The organism is Photorhabdus kleinii, assembly GCF_025384885.1.
Lineage (GTDB): Bacteria > Pseudomonadota > Gammaproteobacteria > Enterobacterales > Enterobacteriaceae > Photorhabdus > Photorhabdus kayaii.
This window is the reverse complement of record NZ_JAJAFY010000032.1, coordinates 30,745-47,300: the sequence shown is the minus strand read 5'-3', so window position 1 is coordinate 47,300 and position 16,556 is coordinate 30,745. Positions and strand designations below refer to the sequence as shown.

Below are 16,556 nucleotides of genomic sequence, written 5' to 3'. Positions count from 1 at the left end.
TATCAGAAATCGTCACTTTCTTGGTATACATCGAAACGGTGCGTGATCAGATTGGCAAACGCCTGGCTCGCAGCGCTTCGATATGCGCCACGGCGCCACAACAGTACCGCATTGCGTTGCGGTAACGTAGGTTGAATGGCAATGGAATAGAGCCTTGTCTGTTCGTGGGCTATGACATCAGGCAACAAAGTTGCGAGTCGTCCCCGACGGATAATTTCTACGATTGCACTGACGGAGTTGGCCTCAATTGCAATGTGTGGCGTGATCCCCTGTTTCTGGAAGTACAAATCAATATGGTTCCGCGTTGCAAAGTCTTTACTTAGTAGCGCTAACCCTTCATGTTCCAACATTTTCGCCGTTAATGATGTTTGTTGACCAATGAGTCGATGCGATTGACCAACGATCAGGCTGAGTGTTTCGATGAACAATGGTTCGCTATCAATGTCGGGGGAGCGCACTTCTGAGAACGCGATGCCGAGATCGAGCTGGTTCTCTGCTAAAGAGACTTCTATCTGATCTTGTGTCATTTCCTTAATATTCAACGTAATTCCTGGATAAAGCGCGTTGAAACGTTCTACCCAAGGGCCGATGAAATAAGTAGTGAAGGTGGGTGTCATTGCTAGCCTGAGCAATCCGCGGCTTAAATCCTGCACATCATGAATCGCACGCTGTCCGGCATCCAGATCCTGCAACGCACGACGGGCGTAACTTGTGTATACCTCGCCAGCGTCAGTCAGTCGTACAGTCCTTCCAGAGCGATCGAACAGTTGCACGTGCAGTGACTCTTCAAGTTGCCTGATTTGTTGCGATAGGGTTGGTTGTGAGATATGAAGTTCCTCTGCGGCGCGTGTGAAGTTCTGATGTTTGGCAACTGCCAGCAGATAACGAATGTGTCGTAGCAGCATATCAATTAACTATTTGAAAATAATATGGAAGTAATGACATCCTGATCTTTGAGACTATAGAAATATTCGCTCATTTTTCACCTGTTGGCTGTCTTATCGGCCACGATGGGGTGAAGACTATAAGGGCTTCCTGAACATGTCAACGCCGTGTTGTACCTTTAGTGTTAGCGTTGGTGGTATTACCCCGTAGCTTATCTTGAGCTGATCACGAAACTTGGTTACATCATGTAAACACTATGGCGTCATCATTTGTCGTTTATAAGATGTAAATAACAAAAAACAAATACGTTGCCGCAGAACGACAATAAACTATTGGAAAATACTATAGCGATGATAGTAATCCGATCTTTGACGCTATAGATAAATTCGTTCATTCTTTATCCATTCGCTTTTTTATCGATCACGATGGAGTGAAGACATGCAGGATATTATTGAAGGTTTTTTACAATTCCAGCACGAGGTATTTCCAAAGTGTTGCGAGCGTTTCAAGCGGCTTGCCGCCAGCCAAAATCCGCGTACTTTGTTTATTGCGTGCTCCGACAGCCGTGTGGTTCCAGAGCTTCTGACTCAGAGTGAGCCAGGTGATCTGTTCGTAATACGCAATGCTGGTAACATCATTCCGTCGTACGGTGCAGAATCTGGCGGTGTTTCCGCTACCGTTGAGTATGCGATCGCTGTGCTTGGGGTCACTGACATTGTGATCTGCGGACATTCAGATTGTGGTGCTATGACCACAATTGCGACCTGTAAATGTATGGATCATCTTCCCGCGATTACCAGCTGGTTACGTTATGCGGATTCTGCGAAAGCGATTAATCAGGCACGTGAGCATGTTAGTGAGATTGCTCGACTTGACTCGATGGTGCGTGAAAACGTAATCGCTCAAATTGCTAATATCAAGACCCACCCGTCCGTGGCGCTTGGGCTGGAACAGGGACACTTGAATCTACACGGCTGGGTTTACGATATAGAGGCTGGTTCGATCGATGCTCTAGACGGCTTGGTCGGCCAATTTGTTTCGCTTGCGGACTATCCACATGTTTCTGCAACACAATCCGTGTTTCACCACGGCATTTAAATAGCTTATTAATCCAAAGGAATCATTATGACACAATCTCAATACTCCCAAACTCCCAGGCTGGTCCTTACTGATGCTATCATCGACGCTAAGATACGCAAGAATTTGACGTTTGAAGATATCGCACAAGGAACTGGTCTGAGTCTCGCATTCGTCACCGCAGCATTGCTCGGCCAGCACCCATTGCCAGCCGATGCTGCGAGGATTGTGGTTGACCGGCTTGAACTTGGCGAGGATGCACTCCTTCTGCTGCAAACCATCCCTGTACGTGGCAGTATTCCCGAGGGTATACCGACTGATCCGACTATTTACCGATTCTATGAAATGTTGCAGGTTTATGGTTCAACCCTTAAGGCGCTTGTCCACGAGAAGTTTGGTGATGGCATTATCAGTGCGATTGACTTCAAACTTGATATCAAAAAGGTCGATGATCCTAATGGCGGTTCGCGTGCTGTCATTACGCTAGATGGGAAATATTTGCCGACTAAACCGTTCTAAAGCAATTGCAATTGTTGGCATCAGCAAGAGGTTTGAATTTGAGAGACAAATCTCTTGCTGTTTCAAATTAAAGTTTATTAATTAGCCATTTCGGGTTTTTTATAAAATGTATTTGAGATTCAAGTATATAACTAATTGAGTTATGGGTAAGTGTCGCATTTGGTCCGTTGATAATAATTGCTACATCTGTGGCCTGTGATATATCTGTATTTGGTGTACTTTTATTCATCATAGTTCTCCAGAGGATTAAAGGGATTATGGCAGGTCTGAAGGGATTATGGTCCCGGCAGGATAAAACGACGGGTCCGCGCAGAACTGATCAATAACCTGCATCAACTGCGAAGGACGCTCATAAATGACCGCATGTCCACACTCTATCTCTGTATAGCGTGCGTCCTGAATGGCACCAAACAGATCTTTGCTGTGACGGATAGGTATCATTTGATCGTGTGTACAGCCGATAATTAGCGTTGTGGCTTTTATCGTAGGAACAAGTTGGGAGATATCAACCCGGCCATTAAGATCCATTTGTAACGCTTCAAATTCCCCCGGCACAGCATTTTCAAATCCGATTGCAAGCTGATCTGGAAGCATATTGACATGATTGGGAGAACTGAAAGCGCAAAATATCATAAAGTCTGCAATAGAGGGTGATTGGATCTCATATAACTGACGCCAGACAGATAAAAATCGTGCTAACTGTGAATCTGTTTTCACCCATCCTGCGATCAGAACCAAATTACGAACCAGGTCCGGACGCTTAGCGGCAACAGAAGCAGTAACGACAGCACCCAACGAGTAACCTATCAGTGTGACAGACTCCCCCGACGCCGCTGTTTCAATAACGGCTTCGACCTGTTTTTCAAGATGTTCAAGGGTAAGCGTTTCGTTTGCTTTTACTGGTTGAGAAAAATCCAGGGATATAACTCGATTTTCCGAGGCAAGTAGTTGAAAGAGATAACCGAAATGTATCTCTGTGCTGCCGCCAGTGCCATGTACCAAGACGATAGGATTTCTCTTGGCGCTATTCTTAATTGGATCGAGAGGTTGGGATGTGAAAAATTTTACATCTTTTCCATCTACGTTTATGACATTTTCGTTGATATTAAATTTTTGTTGGGACTTATTCATGGTAATTAAATCTCTCCTGATAGGTATGAGTTATATAGAAGCCAAATATATACCCGTCATCTTTCAAGTTGCCTCTTTGTTGGCTGCACTCACTCACCCCGGTCACATAGTTATCTATGCTCCCGAGGATTCGCTCCCTTGCCGTCGCGATGCATCTTGAAATCCATAGGGTATAGATAATTAAACAATGATCTTGTTAGTTGCTTAATTAAATTAATAACTAAGTATAGAGTTATTGTCAAATTATAAAATTAAAATAGTATTGCGCTTGAATATTCATATTATTACAAATTCCAATATTAGGTCTTGTTTATTGTATTTTTGCGATATTGCAGGCAGGGGAAATAAGTTGCAATCTATTAATTAAAATGAAAGTTTTTTGTCAGGCTGAATGGGGAATATCAAAATATTAAAAAGATCATATGCTGGATTGTCTTATTAATTTCTTATTTCACATTGACAGGATTTCATCCTCATACCATAGTGATTACATCACTTGTTTTATGTGATTGCATTATTAAATAATTTGATTAATCTATTGCTTGGATATTATTGATTATTTATATAATTAAGAGTTATCAGTAATACACAAAAAATTATTTTTCGAAATATTTTATAAAGTATTTTTTTCGCTCTGATAGCATTCTATTACAACGTTCGACTCGGTTTATACAATCTATCAGCGTGTGTAGTCTGCTTCGGAAAGATGAAATTGAATGGCATCATCGGATATTTAACGCACCTATCCAGGAGATGAAAAATGTCTACTCAAATCGTGAATGAACCCGATCCGCAATATGTGGTGGCAGAAGGTGAGAAACGTGCTATACGCACGATTAAGCTATTTATTTCTCTGGGCTTTATCGCAGAGGCTGGATTTCTTTTAATGAGTTTTATTTTATTTCCCGACAATGGCCCTCTGGTATGGCGTCTCGTATGGGCGCTTGGTTTATGTGGTATTGGCATGGGGGCCGCCGTTGGGGGACTGACTTACTTGGTATCAGCACGTTTCACGCCAGGAAGTACCGGCGCTTATATCATGACCGCCGTGAGTAGCGCTCTGTTATTCAGTGTTTGCCAAACACTTTGTTGGGGCTTGGACCACAACGTGGGGCTGAATTATTGGGGTTCAATAGAAATGCCGTTGCTATTCCTGATTAAAGGATATACTGCCGCACTTATTGCTGGCATTTTGGGTAGTTTTCTTCTTAACTCAGTAACTGGTGCGAGATTTCTTGCTCGTCTCAAGGTCTTTTAGTGAATAAGAAATTAACTTTGCCTAACAGTTTCGCTATTTCCATATTTCTGGCTGTGTTGGCTGCATGCCTGAATCTTATATTATGGCGCGCTGATATTTTGGAAATGGCACATAGCGTCCCGCTAAAGGGGTTAATGATTATTTGGTATCTCTTGGGATGGGGTTTTGCTCCGGGTTGCCTGACCGCGCTCACCATCAATTCAATCAGGGGAAGATTACCTCAGAGGGTAGGGGCGGTGGTTGCCATGCTTATAAGCTTTCTGTTGGTTACAGGGATTTGCGGCTTGGTTTATGCTTACCTGACAAACTCCGCTTTTATGCAAATTGCTATGGGAGGCATGGCTAATCATCATTCTTCGGTGAATCACGGAACTATTCTTGGTTTTATTACGCAATTGCTGCCCAGTTTATGTGCAACTGTTATTTCAATCATGAATGCTTTTTCGATAAAAATGGGGAAGCAGTTTAGGTGATAAGGTCCAAATAAATTCTTGGTGGTTAAACCGCTATTATTATGTTGACAATTTATTACTTGTGAATTCGCTTCCAAAGCGTAGCTAGTCGACGGTTCTTCTCCCATCTTATCATGGTGCTCAGTCCCCCCGTCATAAAGCGAAAGATATTAGGCCCTAGTTTTGCGAATGCAAGATTGGGGCTTTTTCACGATATAGCTTTACAGTAAGCTTTTTAAGTCCACTGGTGCTCCTTATCCTCTCTGTGTGCTGGATACAGAGTTCACTGGCGTCGACTCCTCTACTGTCGGATATTGTTAGATTTATTCCTCCAATTACTCTGGCTTTTCGTTACAGTCGTGCCTTTAAGCCCAAAGGAAAAATTTTGACTGATGTGTAAGAACGTCATAAATCGACAAATAGACGAAAAGGAAACCAGCAAATAGACGCTATGAAAACCAGCATTTAGACGATAGCCATAGCCAACAAATAGACGGAGCAATTTAAGCTTCATTCTCCACATTGAACATAAAAGAACAACCTTGAGTAACGCACTACACCCAAGATAATAGCACCACAGCTCAAGGCAGCATTGGCTGATACACCAGTGGTGTGCTTGCTTGGTCCTCGCCAAGTCGGCAAAACAACGTTGGCGAAATCTCTAGAGCCTGGGCGTGCTTACCTAACTTTTGATGACAGCACTCTGCTTAACACAGCTAAAGCCGATCCCACTGGATTTGTACAAAGCTTGCCAGAACGTGTCACACTGGATGAAGTACAGCGTGTGCCAGAGATCTTGCCTGCCTTAAAAGCAACTATAGACATTCATCGTCGACCGGGGCGGTTCATACTAACTGGTTCAGCTAATTTGCTGTTGCTGCCTGGAGTACAGGAATCACTAGCAGGTCGCGTCGAAGTAATCTTTTTGCAGCCACTTTCTGAACAAGAAAAGCAGCATAGTCCAACATCGCTACTCGAACAGCTGATCACTAACAAAATTTCTCCTTCAATCAAAGGGGAACAAATCCTCATTGAAGGCGTAGCAGAAGCTGTAGTACAAGGAGGTTATCCAGAGCCGAATATGCGCAGTGAGGCGCGAGCTCGTCAGTGGTATAAGCAGTACCTCAACGCCATTATTCAACGTGATGTGAAAGACGTTGCAGCGATTCGAGATGAAGACGAATTACTGAGACTCATTAAGATCCTCGCATTGCGTACTGGTAGCCTTTTGAACATCAGTGGATTAGCGAAAGATGTAGGTCTTCAGCGAGAAACTGTTGATAAATACATCACCATTCTAGAGCGCTTGTTCTTAGTGAGACGCTTACCGGCTTGGCATAAAACCAAGCCAAGCGTTTAATAAAAGCTCCTAAAGTTCATGTAGTAGACTCCGGTTTAGCTTGTGCTTTAAACAATATGAGAGTCGACGATTGGCATAACCTTAGTAATGACTTTGGTGCAGTACTCGAAAGCTTTGTGGTGCAACAATTGATCTGCCAATCAGGTTGGGGAGAACATGAACTGCACTTCTCCCACTATCGTGATAAAGATCAGGTTGAAGTTGATCTGGTTATTGAAGATGGTCGAAGAATCTGGGGGGTTGAAGTTAAAAAAGCGGCCAGCATACAGCCGAAAGACGGTATGGGGTTGGCAAGATTAGCTTCACTGGCTGACAGAGATTGGCAGGGAGGCATCTTACTTTACACAGGTAACAATTGTCTGCCAATTAGCCACGTACCGAACACATTTGCAGTACCAATGAATGCGCTTTGGGGGCATTGATATCTACCACGTTCTAAAGGACGTCTTAATTCAGCCCAAACTTCACTTGAAACCAGCCTCCATGCAGATAAATACTGAAAAATTAATAAATTGCAATTTTTTAGTAAAAAATGATTGAAATATACTAAAAAATAAGCAAGACTGTTTTTACTACATTGTTAGATATATTTAGTAAAAAGAAAGGAACCTCACAATGATAAGTGAAGCTTTGGTAGAACTAGCCCTGCGTACTTTATCCTGCACCCAAAAAGAATTGGCCAGTCGACTTGGGGTATCTCCCACTCAGATCACTAAATGGAAAAAAGGTGAACATATGTCGCTGGATATGGAAAAGAAACTCCGGGATGTAGCAATGATAGGTGAACTGGACCCTGAATTTATTCTCTGGGCGGGTTCTTATGAAGAAGCTGTTAAATGGCAAAAACTCATATACCGTCTTGCTGACATGGCTCACGAGAATGCAGAGACTGGGTATATTACTGACCCCTTGCAGGACGAGATGGATCTCTTATGTTCAAGTGTTTCCAGTGTACTTACAAGTATGGGGATAAGGTCGCCGAAGTCATTCCCTGAAGAGCTGGACGTTGATGAAGATGAAGAATTCTGGGATGCAGTAGAAAAGGATAATTACGCTAATATCATCTACAAAATCTTCAATGCACTTAATAATGTTTATGGCTTCTACGCTGCTTACATTTCTGACTTTATCTATGATGAAGAGTTAGATTTATTTGAAACAGAGGCAGGAAACATTGAGTCCTGCTTGGTTGATCTAGCGGCCTGTAAAATTGAGGTTGATACAAAACTGGCTCCTAGGTACAAAGAATTCAAATATAATGTTATGAAAGATTACGAAGAATGGCTCAATATTGTTAAGGATAAAGCGTTTCGGTCCGGCGTTCCTCTTAGGGCAGAACTGCTCGCGTTAATTTATGATTCTGGTGACAATCTCGGTCTTGAAGCCGAAGCAGAAAGTTTGGGGTTCAATTCTTCACGTATTCATCCAGATATTTATATGAACGAACTTCTGGTTGGCATGCGTACGATTCACCAGGTTCTTCCCGCGATATTGAAAAAGCTGGAAATTGACAAAGAATTTCAACTAGATCCATCTGCTTTTCATATAGGATGATTCTGCTATTAAACACCCGCTCATCTGGCAGCCCCCTAAAATCAGGGTGTTCTGCCAGATGTATAACGAGTGATGGGTATTTTCATCCAAGCAGATCACCCAATAACCCCCTGTGATATCAAGATGCTTGCTAGCCTGTATTTCTCCCTGATTGGTAAGATTATCACGGATTTTGACTGACAGGATTGCCTTCTTTATCGTAAGGCTCCGGTGAACTCACCTTGCGTTGTCAGATAACAACAAAATGGGATGTTAACTGAAGGGATTCTCCGGCTAGGGGAGCAGCTCATTCAACCGATTGTTCGGCCAGGCCGGTAACCGGGTAAGGACATCACGTAACCAGAACCAGGGCTCATATCCGCTGGCTTTGGCGCTTTCCAGCAGGATCATTATCATGGCGGCCCGTTGCCTCGCAGGCAGCAAGCCCGCAAAAAGCCAGTTCTTTCGGCCGACCGTCACGCCCCGGCGGGCATTCTCTACCCGGTTGTTGTCTATCGGCACCCGGCCATCATCCAGATAACACACAAGGGCCGACCAGCGCTTCAGGGGATAATCTATCGCTTTGCGTAACCCGGAGTTGGGGGCCGTTTGGGCCTGAGTCGTCTGCAACCAGGCTCGAAACTCATTCAGCCACGGCCGGGCATGCAGCGCATTGTAACCCGCATAATCATCCGTCACTAATGTGCCGCCTGACCAGTCTTTCGGCATGCTCTGCGCATAACGGCCACTGTGCCGCCATTGGGTCACAGGGTGTTGTTTTTGCTCCGGGGTATATCGGCTACGGCTCATGGTGTCAGTCTCCAGGTGAAGATAAGGAAGCGGTAGCGTGCAGCGGCTGGAAGGGAAAGACAAGGTGAGTTCACCGGAGCCTTAGTACGCCAGGCAAGCTGGCGATAGAACAGAGGGTGAAGTCCCTTCCGGGTAAGAGCTAGCCACTCGCCCGGTCCTTTAGCTATGCGCGACTGTGGGTAACTACTGTCGTGAAGTATTAGCGAAGGCACTCAGGCCAGGTATTGAGCCACGAAATCGGTAAATCGGAGGTGGTGATGCAGTTAAGGGAAGCAGAAACTTACAATGGTCAGGGTGTATTGGCGAAACTTGACTATACCTCCCGGGGTCGGAGGCCCTGTGCATGTGAGGAAGTTCGTCGCGCGGAACCTGGGAGATCCTGAACGGTTTCCCATCTTGAGCAGTTGGGACGATAAGGTCTAAGTGTCAAAGCAGAGGCTCTATTGAGATCAGGAAGTCGGACGGGAGTATAGTACCGAGAAATCAGTGAACAAAACAGAAAACAATGTGGCGGAATTGATGGAGGGAAGGCTCCCGACCAAGGGGAACAGCCAACAGTGCGCCCGTATCCGGACACAGAGCCGGGGAAATACGACGTTACGCTTGCTGGCTGTGCGAAAAGCAGCAAAGAAGGATAGGAAACAACAGTTTACTCACCTTTTTCATCACATCAGTGAAGAACTGTTATATCAGGTTTTTCAGCAACTTAAACGCCAGTCGGCACCGGGCTGCGATGGTATCACATGGGAAAACTAGGCAGAAAATCTGCAAAATAACCTCCATGCGCTCCACGGCAGACTTCATCGGGGGCAATACAGACCCCAGCCGGCAAGGCAGGTGATGATCCTGAAAGAAGACGGGACAGAAAGGCCATTGAGTATACTGTGTCTGGAGGACAAAATCGTGCAGCAAGCGGCTGTCACGGTCTTAAATCAAATCTACGAGACCGATTTTCTCGGCTTCTCGTATGGGTTCAGACCGGGCAGAGGGCAGCACGATGCTCTGGACGCGCTGAATGTGGCAATTATGGAGAGGAAAGTCAATTGGGTGCTGGATCTGGACATCAGTCGTTTCTTCGATACCGTGGAGCATGACTGGCTCATCCGGTTTATTCAGCACAGGATAAGGGACGGTCGGATGTTGCGATTAATCAGGCAGTGGGTCACGGTGGGGATAGTTGATGAACACGGTCACCGACAGAAGTCGCATTGTGGCACGCCGCAAGGTGCTGTCATATCGCCACTGCTGGCGAATATTTATCTGCACTACAGCTTTGATCTCTGGCTCAACGCATGGAGAAAGTAGGTGCAAGGAGAGGTGGTGGTGATGCGGTTCTGGGCTTCCAGAATCATCAGGATGCTCAGGCGTGCCAATTCCTGCTACAACGACGTCTGATGCAGTTTGGGCTGAAGGTACACGCAGCGAAAACCCGGTTGGTACGATTTGGCCGCTTTGCGTTAAAGCAATATGAGGAGCGACCAGAGAGGGGCAAGCCGGGGACGTTTGATTTTCTGGGATTTACGCATTATATAGGACGACTACACACGGGCAAGGATGCGGTGATGCGCAAAACTCAACGAAAACGACGTCAAACACAACTGAAGCGAATAAAGCAGGGGCTGCGGCAACGGCGGCACAACCGCCCGGAAGAAACGGGACGGTGGCTGAAACGAGTGGTAGAAGGGCACATCAATTACTATGGCGTCCCCTTCAACAGCAGAGCCTTGTGTCAATTTGTGGAAGAAGTGAAGCGGATGTGGCTGAAGTCACTGAGACGGCGAAGCCAGCGGCACAAAATGACGTGGTCGCGTTACAGTCAGTTGGTGACTAAAATTGATACCGTCCCCCCGAATTGTACATCCTTATCCTTTGCAGCGCTTTTACGCCAAACACCCGAGGTAGGAGCCGGATGCGTTAGTAGCGCACGTCCGGATCTGTGCGGGGGTAGCCGGTAACGGCTATTCCTACCGCGACCCGTTTGAATAAAGGTTTGTCATCTGCATACACAGGCTGAATAACAAATACAGCCCATCCGGCCAACCCTGTCATTATTTTGCCAAGGGGCACCATTGCCATAATTAAACCGATTCATGATCTTAATTGTGATTAAAATTTTTAGGGAAAATTTGAGAGGCAGTATTTTAGATTAAGTTATGTTATTTTCGATATAGTGATTTGATTTTGAGTCAAAAATGGAAATATTTAGATTAACCAGCTTTAAAACACAAAAATACCGCACCAAATTAGCATTAGATCAATCCATTACAAGTCAAACTAAGTGATTATGTAGTGGCGTATGAATTTTCGACACCTCACAAGCCTGCTATCAACCTTCATCATATAATTATTATCCCACTCTACCTTCTGGCGCCTGGTTTTCAAGCTTACTTTAGCTGTTTTCTCATTTTTGGGCAGGTTAAGGGCTATTTTATTCATGAATGCTATGTTTTCAGCTGTATGACTGCTACTGTCTTTATGTACTGGAAACAACACTGTGGGTCTGATTGTTCAAATTAGACCCGCAGTGTGTTTCCTTCCGTACTGTATTGACGGGGGAATCAAGCCCGTCTATGTCGAAAAATCCCGGCTTTGAGCAGACTGTTTCCTCATCACGGGGAGCATAAAAATTTGTGGGGCACTTTAGTTAGTTGGTGGTAAAATAGGAAACGCAACCCGCCCGCTATCAATTATCGAGCCATGGATATTGATACCGTTGACATGGCTCCTGCTTTTAGGCACTATAAGAAGGCTAGGAATCTGAGAGGATCCACACCTCATCTCCCAATTTCAGTACAGTGCCAAAGGCTAAGTGGTTGGAATACGTTCATTACATTCTCCTACCTTTGCTATAGAAAATGAATATGGCGATTAAAATAAAGTTAAAAAGATGCCCACTTTTTTAACTGTGCACTATAGCTTAGCATCTTAGAGTCAACCTGTTTGCGCTATAATTTTGTTGGAAATTTCTTCCACCTCATACAATTTGTGGATCGTGATATCATGAATTAATGTTGGCTTAAGCGGGATGATAATGTCGTGAATTGGGTTGTGTAACCACAGAGCTACAAAATAACACCAAGGTAAATTAAGTTGCCTCACTTCATAGCTTTGCTGTTGAACTCTGCTATCCATTTCTGCTGCAAGGAGCGCCTCAACTGTCGAGACGGGTATTGGGCCATCAAGGGTCATTGAAGAGACGATGAGATTTTCATCGTGCATGTTCAAATGGAGATCGGACACAACAGAGCCGTCTGACCACAATAGATACCGCCAACCTGTAGCGCGGGCAGCCTTGATCAAGGATTTCGTTTTTTCAAATTCATTGTAATCGACATAGTACATTTTAATCGGGTTCGACGATGAGACGTCGTTGGTATTTATTTTATTGTTTGTATCAGCTTCGCTAAGCGAGCCTCCATCTATAATATCTTGTAAAAAAGAAACTATAACACTATCTGCCCCGCTTGGAGCACTCACAAAGTTAATAGTCATTTGCGTACCTCATGTATTATATTGGTTTTTTAGTAAAGTAGGTCTCTGCCCATCTAGCCATTGGATCACCATAGTAATATGACGGGAATGTATCGAAATTCTCCAACGTTCTCGTATTGCTCCACGGGTCGCATACTTCCCAAACTCCATGATACGGCTTTTCATTGAATACAGATGATATCACCACTGCGTGCCCCTTAGCGTTACCTAATTTGGCAATTGGGTGCGAGAAATAAACGGCAATGACAAATGGCTTATCATTTAGTAGTTCTGTCATAAGAGCAGGTACATAACCTTTTCCTAGTATTTTTTGCCCCAACGCCCCTATCACCGCCAAGGAGTTGTCTGGATCTCCCTCCTTATTACAATTATTCTTTGGAAGGGTGCGATAGGGAGCTACACAAGTTCCAGGCGTAATATTGTTGGATTTCTCATAAATTGACGCTTGTCGGTGAGAATACGGCGTCTGCGCATAATAACTGCCTATACTTGCAGCCACAGCGACCCAGCACCAATACGTTTGCTCCTGAATCTGCGAGTACCCTTTACTCCAGAAATCCGTTAAGTAGCCTGTCTTCCCATCAGAATACAAGATGTTGGTTTCTATGCTACGTTTGGAAGCGGAAAGCGCCACTTTTTTTAAAGAAAGGCATCTCGGTAAATTGCCATTTTGAATATCAGTCATGTTGTCCTCACTTGTTGAAAATGTGACTCCAGTTTTAGAGTTTTAAATCACGAATCTTATTGGATTGTATGTCTGCAAATACAATATAAGATTTATTTTTTTGTTATAAAAATGTAAAATTTATCAGAGGTACATTAATAAATTAACCTTATATCTTGATTATTCTAATTTTCGCAGAGCGGTAATCTCCTGACTGATCATCAGGAATGCTATTGATTGGATGAATCCTTATCCAACGTGTCAGAACAACATCCTGTGTTTTACGAAGATGAAGTTGATATTGACCTTATACCCCAAAATCTGAGCGGACTGGTGTCTGAAAGGGCAACAAAAACGGGTCATGACGCCGGGAAAAAATCAAAAATACTACCTTGCGGACTGCCTTGACGCCCAAACAGGCCAAGTGACTTATGTCAGCGGTATAAAGAAAAATTCTGATTTATTTATCAAAATGTTAAAGAAACTGAATTGCCAATATCGCCATGCAAAAAACATCACGTTGATTTTAGATAACTATGGCATTCATAAAAGTCGGAAAGTCAGGGCATGGCTAAAACAAAATCCTAAATTTAATCTGTTGTTTTTATCGGTCTATTCGCCATAGATAAATAAGATTGAACGCCTATGGCAATCATTGCATGAAACTGTCACATGGAATCATTGTTGTCAGTATATGTGGCAATTCTTGAAAGGCGTTGAAAAATTCATTAACTCATTTATAAAAACTTATTTATCTCTTATCCCCAACCATAATTTACGTTAAAATAAATATAAACAACTAAAAACAAACATACACTATAAATAAAAAATAATATTATTTATCAAAAATAAGAAGGGGGCACGTATTCAAAGTGTGTATTATGAATTTAATTGTATTGCATCTAATGCTGTTTAGTGCATATAAATTGCAGTAAAACCTTAATCGTAGAGTTGTACTGCAATCACAGTTTTCAACACATTAAATACATAACCAAGAAGGGATAAAAAATGTTACATATTCTTCCAACGTCAATTTTAATAAGTACATTGCCAAACAATAAAATTGCATTTACTGCACATAATGCAACAACGGTTATTAATTTTGAACCACTAGATTATACCTCAGAAATAGGAAATACATTAATTCTCGCTGGGCAGGCTTTGATCACAGCAAATTCTCGTAATGCTCCAGGCTTTTTCTTAATTGAATATGAAACAATCAATGGTTTAAATTTTTATAGAAGAATGGTTATACCAATTGCAGAAATGCCTTAATACTGACCCTATAAGCAAGAGAGCATGAAAAAGCGTGGGGCAGTCATCATCAAATGCTCCCCGCTGACGATAGAATACTGACATTATTTCACTACGTCTCCATCATCCGCTTTGCTATGAAAATGTACACGATTAAGCTCGCTGTTCGTGGTGTCAGTCCCATGGTCTGGCGTCGGCTGAGGATTGCTACTGATACGTCACTGGCTGCGCTTCACTACATTATCCAGATAGTACAGGGCTGGGATGATGATCACCTTCATCAGTTCCACATTTATGGCAAAGACTACGGCATCTCTTACGAAGGAGGCATCGCTTTCCCGGATAATCCGTACAAGGTCGTGATTGATGATTTTGCTTTTGATGTCGGCGATCGCTTTGCCTATCAATTCAACTTATTTGATAACTGGCTTCATGACATTCGCATTGAGACTATCCATGATAATTCAGACCTGAAAACACCATTTTGTCTGAGTGGTCATGGAATGCCGGGGGGGCGACATGGGCTGATGAAGTGGACAAAGTCCTGGCATTATTTCGTGCGATTGCGGATGACTCGACCACGGTCGGTGATATTCGTCCCTTTATTGATGCACTCGATACCGTCCGGTTCAACCGATAAAAAGTCAATCAGCGGCTGAGGCAGCTTAATCTTTCTGCTCCGGCCCTTGAGCCGGAAGTACTCTGGCTGTAGGCCACCTGTCTATAAAGGTATACCTTTATCATAAACAGGATCTTTAGCGCCAACCGGTTATTTTAGATAGAAAAAAGGCTTTATTTATGATCTGATAATTGTCGCCAAACAAAATACCGAGATCAGAGAATAAAGCCGATGACAATTATCTCCACAAAACTTCAGTTAATGCAATTCTTCAGTAACACTTTTCTTGAAAAAACCGCCCGCTGATGTGGCTTTATGGAACGACTCAGAAATATTGGGCCACAGTCTCTGGTTCTCAGTCTGATAGCCGCTCTGAGCAAAGGAAACTGTCCCTCCATCGCTGACCTGCACTGGCAATTCAATGGCATGTGTCTGAGTGAAAAACACACTGTCGCCTATAAGCCCTTTCATAATCAGTTGCGTAAAAGCGCTTTCGCCGATTTTATGAGGACACTGGTGACGTTCGCCATGACTCAGTTGATTGAAAAAGCTTTGCCCCCTTACCCAAAAATTCAGCCAGTTTGACGATATCCTCTTGCAGGATGGCAGCTCATTCAACGTTCATCCCGAGTTAGCCGGGGTTTTTCCCTGTCGTTTCAGTCCCTTGAAGGCGGCGGTTAAGTGCCATATGACCCTGTCTTTGTTCAGCCAATCGCCTATCGCCATGACGGTGACCGCAGACACGGCCTCCGAGCGGGCTTATCTGCCTGCCCCTCACACCTTACGCAATACATTGCTGTTGGCGGATGCCGGTTACGTGGATTTCGGGTACTTCGAGCAATTTTCCCTGTCCGGGGGGCATTTATCGTGCGGGGAAGCCAATTGCTTAATCCCCTGATTGTCAGCGCCCGAAATGGACAGGGGCGACAATTACCGACACTGGCGGGCAAAAAACTCCGGGAGATTAGTCGCAAAAACAACCGTGCTGAAGTACTGGATTTCACCTGTCGGCGTGGCCGATTCGAATTTCGGGTCATCCGACGTTGGTTTGCGCAGGAAAAACGCTTTTGTTTTTGGCTCACCAATCTGCCGCCATCCCACTTTACCGCCGATGACATCATGGCGGTTTATCGCTGTCGCTGGCAGGTCGAACTGCTGTTCAGGGAACTAAAATCCCACACCAACTGGACAGGTTTTGCGACCGGCCAGAAAGCGATAGCGGAGGGGTTCATTTGGGCAAGTCTGCTGGCGTTGATAGTCCGGCGCAGTCTGGCGAGGCGGTTTTTGCCTTCAGTTTCCTTTCTCAAGGCAGCCAAAAATGTTGATGTCTGGTTGTTGCCGATATTGGGCGCGATTATTCATCATGCCGGGTCGGAAATAGAACACCCTCTGAATTGGGCTCTGAAATATCTCGCCAAAAATGCGTTGAAGTTGCCCCAAGGAAAATCCAATAAAAATAATGGGTTGGAGGGTATTTTCGAGAGACTTAATGCTTAAGGTTC

At 44.1% G+C, this 16,556-nt stretch carries 15 protein-coding genes and 4 pseudogenes; 13 read left to right on the top strand and 6 right to left on the bottom strand.

The window, feature by feature from the left end; translation table 11 throughout:
• Positions 1-2: 2 nt before the first annotated feature.
• Positions 3-905 (bottom strand): transcriptional regulator CynR, encoded by a 903-nt coding sequence (gene cynR / locus LG003_RS15280; protein ID WP_262981101.1) that lies wholly within the window; start codon positions 903-905, stop codon positions 3-5.
• A gap of 418 nt (positions 906-1,323) precedes the next feature.
• On the opposite strand from cynR, the gene LG003_RS15275 reads away from it, so the two are divergent.
• Positions 1,324-1,983 carry a carbonic anhydrase gene (locus LG003_RS15275; protein WP_262981100.1) on the top strand — a complete coding sequence of 220 codons (660 nt, stop codon included), beginning with the start codon at positions 1,324-1,326 and terminating at the stop codon, positions 1,981-1,983.
• Positions 1,984-2,010: 27 nt separating this feature from the next.
• A complete protein-coding gene (gene cynS / locus LG003_RS15270; protein ID WP_112878389.1) occupies positions 2,011-2,481 on the top strand; it encodes a cyanase in 471 nt (156 codons plus the stop codon).
• A gap of 255 nt (positions 2,482-2,736) precedes the next feature.
• Here the strand turns inward: cynS and LG003_RS15265 are convergent, their stop codons facing one another.
• The gene (locus LG003_RS15265; protein ID WP_112878388.1) at positions 2,737-3,612 is read right to left on the bottom strand and encodes an alpha/beta fold hydrolase; all 876 of its coding nucleotides are present in this window, start codon (positions 3,610-3,612) and stop codon (positions 2,737-2,739) included.
• On the opposite strand from LG003_RS15265, the gene LG003_RS15260 reads away from it, so the two are divergent.
• The 6 genes from LG003_RS15260 (at position 3,611) to LG003_RS15235 (ending at position 8,236) form a co-directional block, all read left to right on the top strand.
• Entirely contained in the window at positions 3,611-3,772 is a 162-nt protein-coding gene (locus LG003_RS15260; RefSeq protein WP_262981099.1) for a hypothetical protein, read from the top strand. The two genes, LG003_RS15265 and LG003_RS15260, sit on opposite strands and share 2 nt — an antisense overlap.
• Positions 3,773-4,372: 600 nt before the next feature.
• Positions 4,373-4,870 carry a hypothetical protein gene (locus LG003_RS15255; protein WP_112878387.1) on the top strand — a complete coding sequence of 166 codons (498 nt, stop codon included), beginning with the start codon at positions 4,373-4,375 and terminating at the stop codon, positions 4,868-4,870.
• Complete coding sequence (locus tag LG003_RS15250; RefSeq protein ID WP_112878386.1) at positions 4,870-5,343, top strand: hypothetical protein; 474 nt, start codon at positions 4,870-4,872, stop codon at positions 5,341-5,343. Before LG003_RS15255 ends, LG003_RS15250 begins: the two co-directional genes overlap by 1 nt.
• A gap of 595 nt (positions 5,344-5,938) precedes the next feature.
• Positions 5,939-6,682 carry an ATP-binding protein gene (locus LG003_RS15245; protein ID WP_262981098.1) on the top strand — a complete coding sequence of 248 codons (744 nt, stop codon included), beginning with the start codon at positions 5,939-5,941 and terminating at the stop codon, positions 6,680-6,682.
• On the top strand, positions 6,682-7,104 hold the full coding sequence (locus LG003_RS15240; RefSeq protein ID WP_262981106.1) for a DUF4143 domain-containing protein: 423 nt from the start codon (positions 6,682-6,684) through the stop codon (positions 7,102-7,104). Before LG003_RS15245 ends, LG003_RS15240 begins: the two co-directional genes overlap by 1 nt.
• Before the next feature lie 193 nt (positions 7,105-7,297).
• Positions 7,298-8,236, top strand: coding sequence for a helix-turn-helix domain-containing protein (locus LG003_RS15235; RefSeq protein WP_112878384.1), 939 nt, complete (start codon positions 7,298-7,300; stop codon positions 8,234-8,236).
• Positions 8,237-8,509: 273 nt separating this feature from the next.
• Here the strand turns inward: LG003_RS15235 and LG003_RS15230 are convergent.
• Positions 8,510-8,965: pseudogene (locus LG003_RS15230) on the bottom strand (IS66 family transposase); the annotation flags it as partial.
• Positions 8,966-9,544: 579 nt separating this feature from the next.
• Between LG003_RS15230 and ltrA the strand changes: the two are divergent.
• A pseudogene (gene ltrA, locus LG003_RS23515) lies at positions 9,545-10,927 on the top strand (group II intron reverse transcriptase/maturase).
• 12 nt (positions 10,928-10,939) lie between these two features.
• Here the strand turns inward: ltrA and LG003_RS15210 are convergent.
• From LG003_RS15210 to LG003_RS15200, 3 genes are all read right to left on the bottom strand, one after another.
• Positions 10,940-11,101, bottom strand: coding sequence for a hypothetical protein (locus LG003_RS15210; RefSeq protein WP_262981094.1), 162 nt, complete (start codon positions 11,099-11,101; stop codon positions 10,940-10,942).
• Between the two features lie 855 nt (positions 11,102-11,956).
• Positions 11,957-12,517: a hypothetical protein gene (locus LG003_RS15205; RefSeq protein WP_262981093.1), complete on the bottom strand. Its 561-nt coding sequence runs from the start codon at positions 12,515-12,517 to the stop codon at positions 11,957-11,959.
• A gap of 16 nt (positions 12,518-12,533) precedes the next feature.
• Positions 12,534-13,202: a papain-like cysteine protease family protein gene (locus tag LG003_RS15200; protein WP_262981092.1), complete on the bottom strand. Its 669-nt coding sequence runs from the start codon at positions 13,200-13,202 to the stop codon at positions 12,534-12,536.
• Between the two features lie 216 nt (positions 13,203-13,418).
• Here LG003_RS15200 and LG003_RS15195 point away from each other — a divergent pair.
• From LG003_RS15195 to LG003_RS15180, 4 genes and pseudogenes are all read left to right on the top strand, one after another.
• Positions 13,419-13,965: pseudogene (locus LG003_RS15195) on the top strand (IS630 family transposase); the annotation flags it as partial.
• A gap of 224 nt (positions 13,966-14,189) precedes the next feature.
• Positions 14,190-14,456: a hypothetical protein gene (locus LG003_RS15190; RefSeq protein ID WP_262981091.1), complete on the top strand. Its 267-nt coding sequence runs from the start codon at positions 14,190-14,192 to the stop codon at positions 14,454-14,456.
• Positions 14,457-14,509: 53 nt separating this feature from the next.
• Positions 14,510-15,094 carry a plasmid pRiA4b ORF-3 family protein gene (locus LG003_RS15185; RefSeq protein ID WP_262981090.1) on the top strand — a complete coding sequence of 195 codons (585 nt, stop codon included), beginning with the start codon at positions 14,510-14,512 and terminating at the stop codon, positions 15,092-15,094.
• Between the two features lie 191 nt (positions 15,095-15,285).
• Positions 15,286-16,551, top strand: a pseudogene (locus LG003_RS15180) (IS4 family transposase).
• Positions 16,552-16,556: the final 5 nt, after the last annotated feature.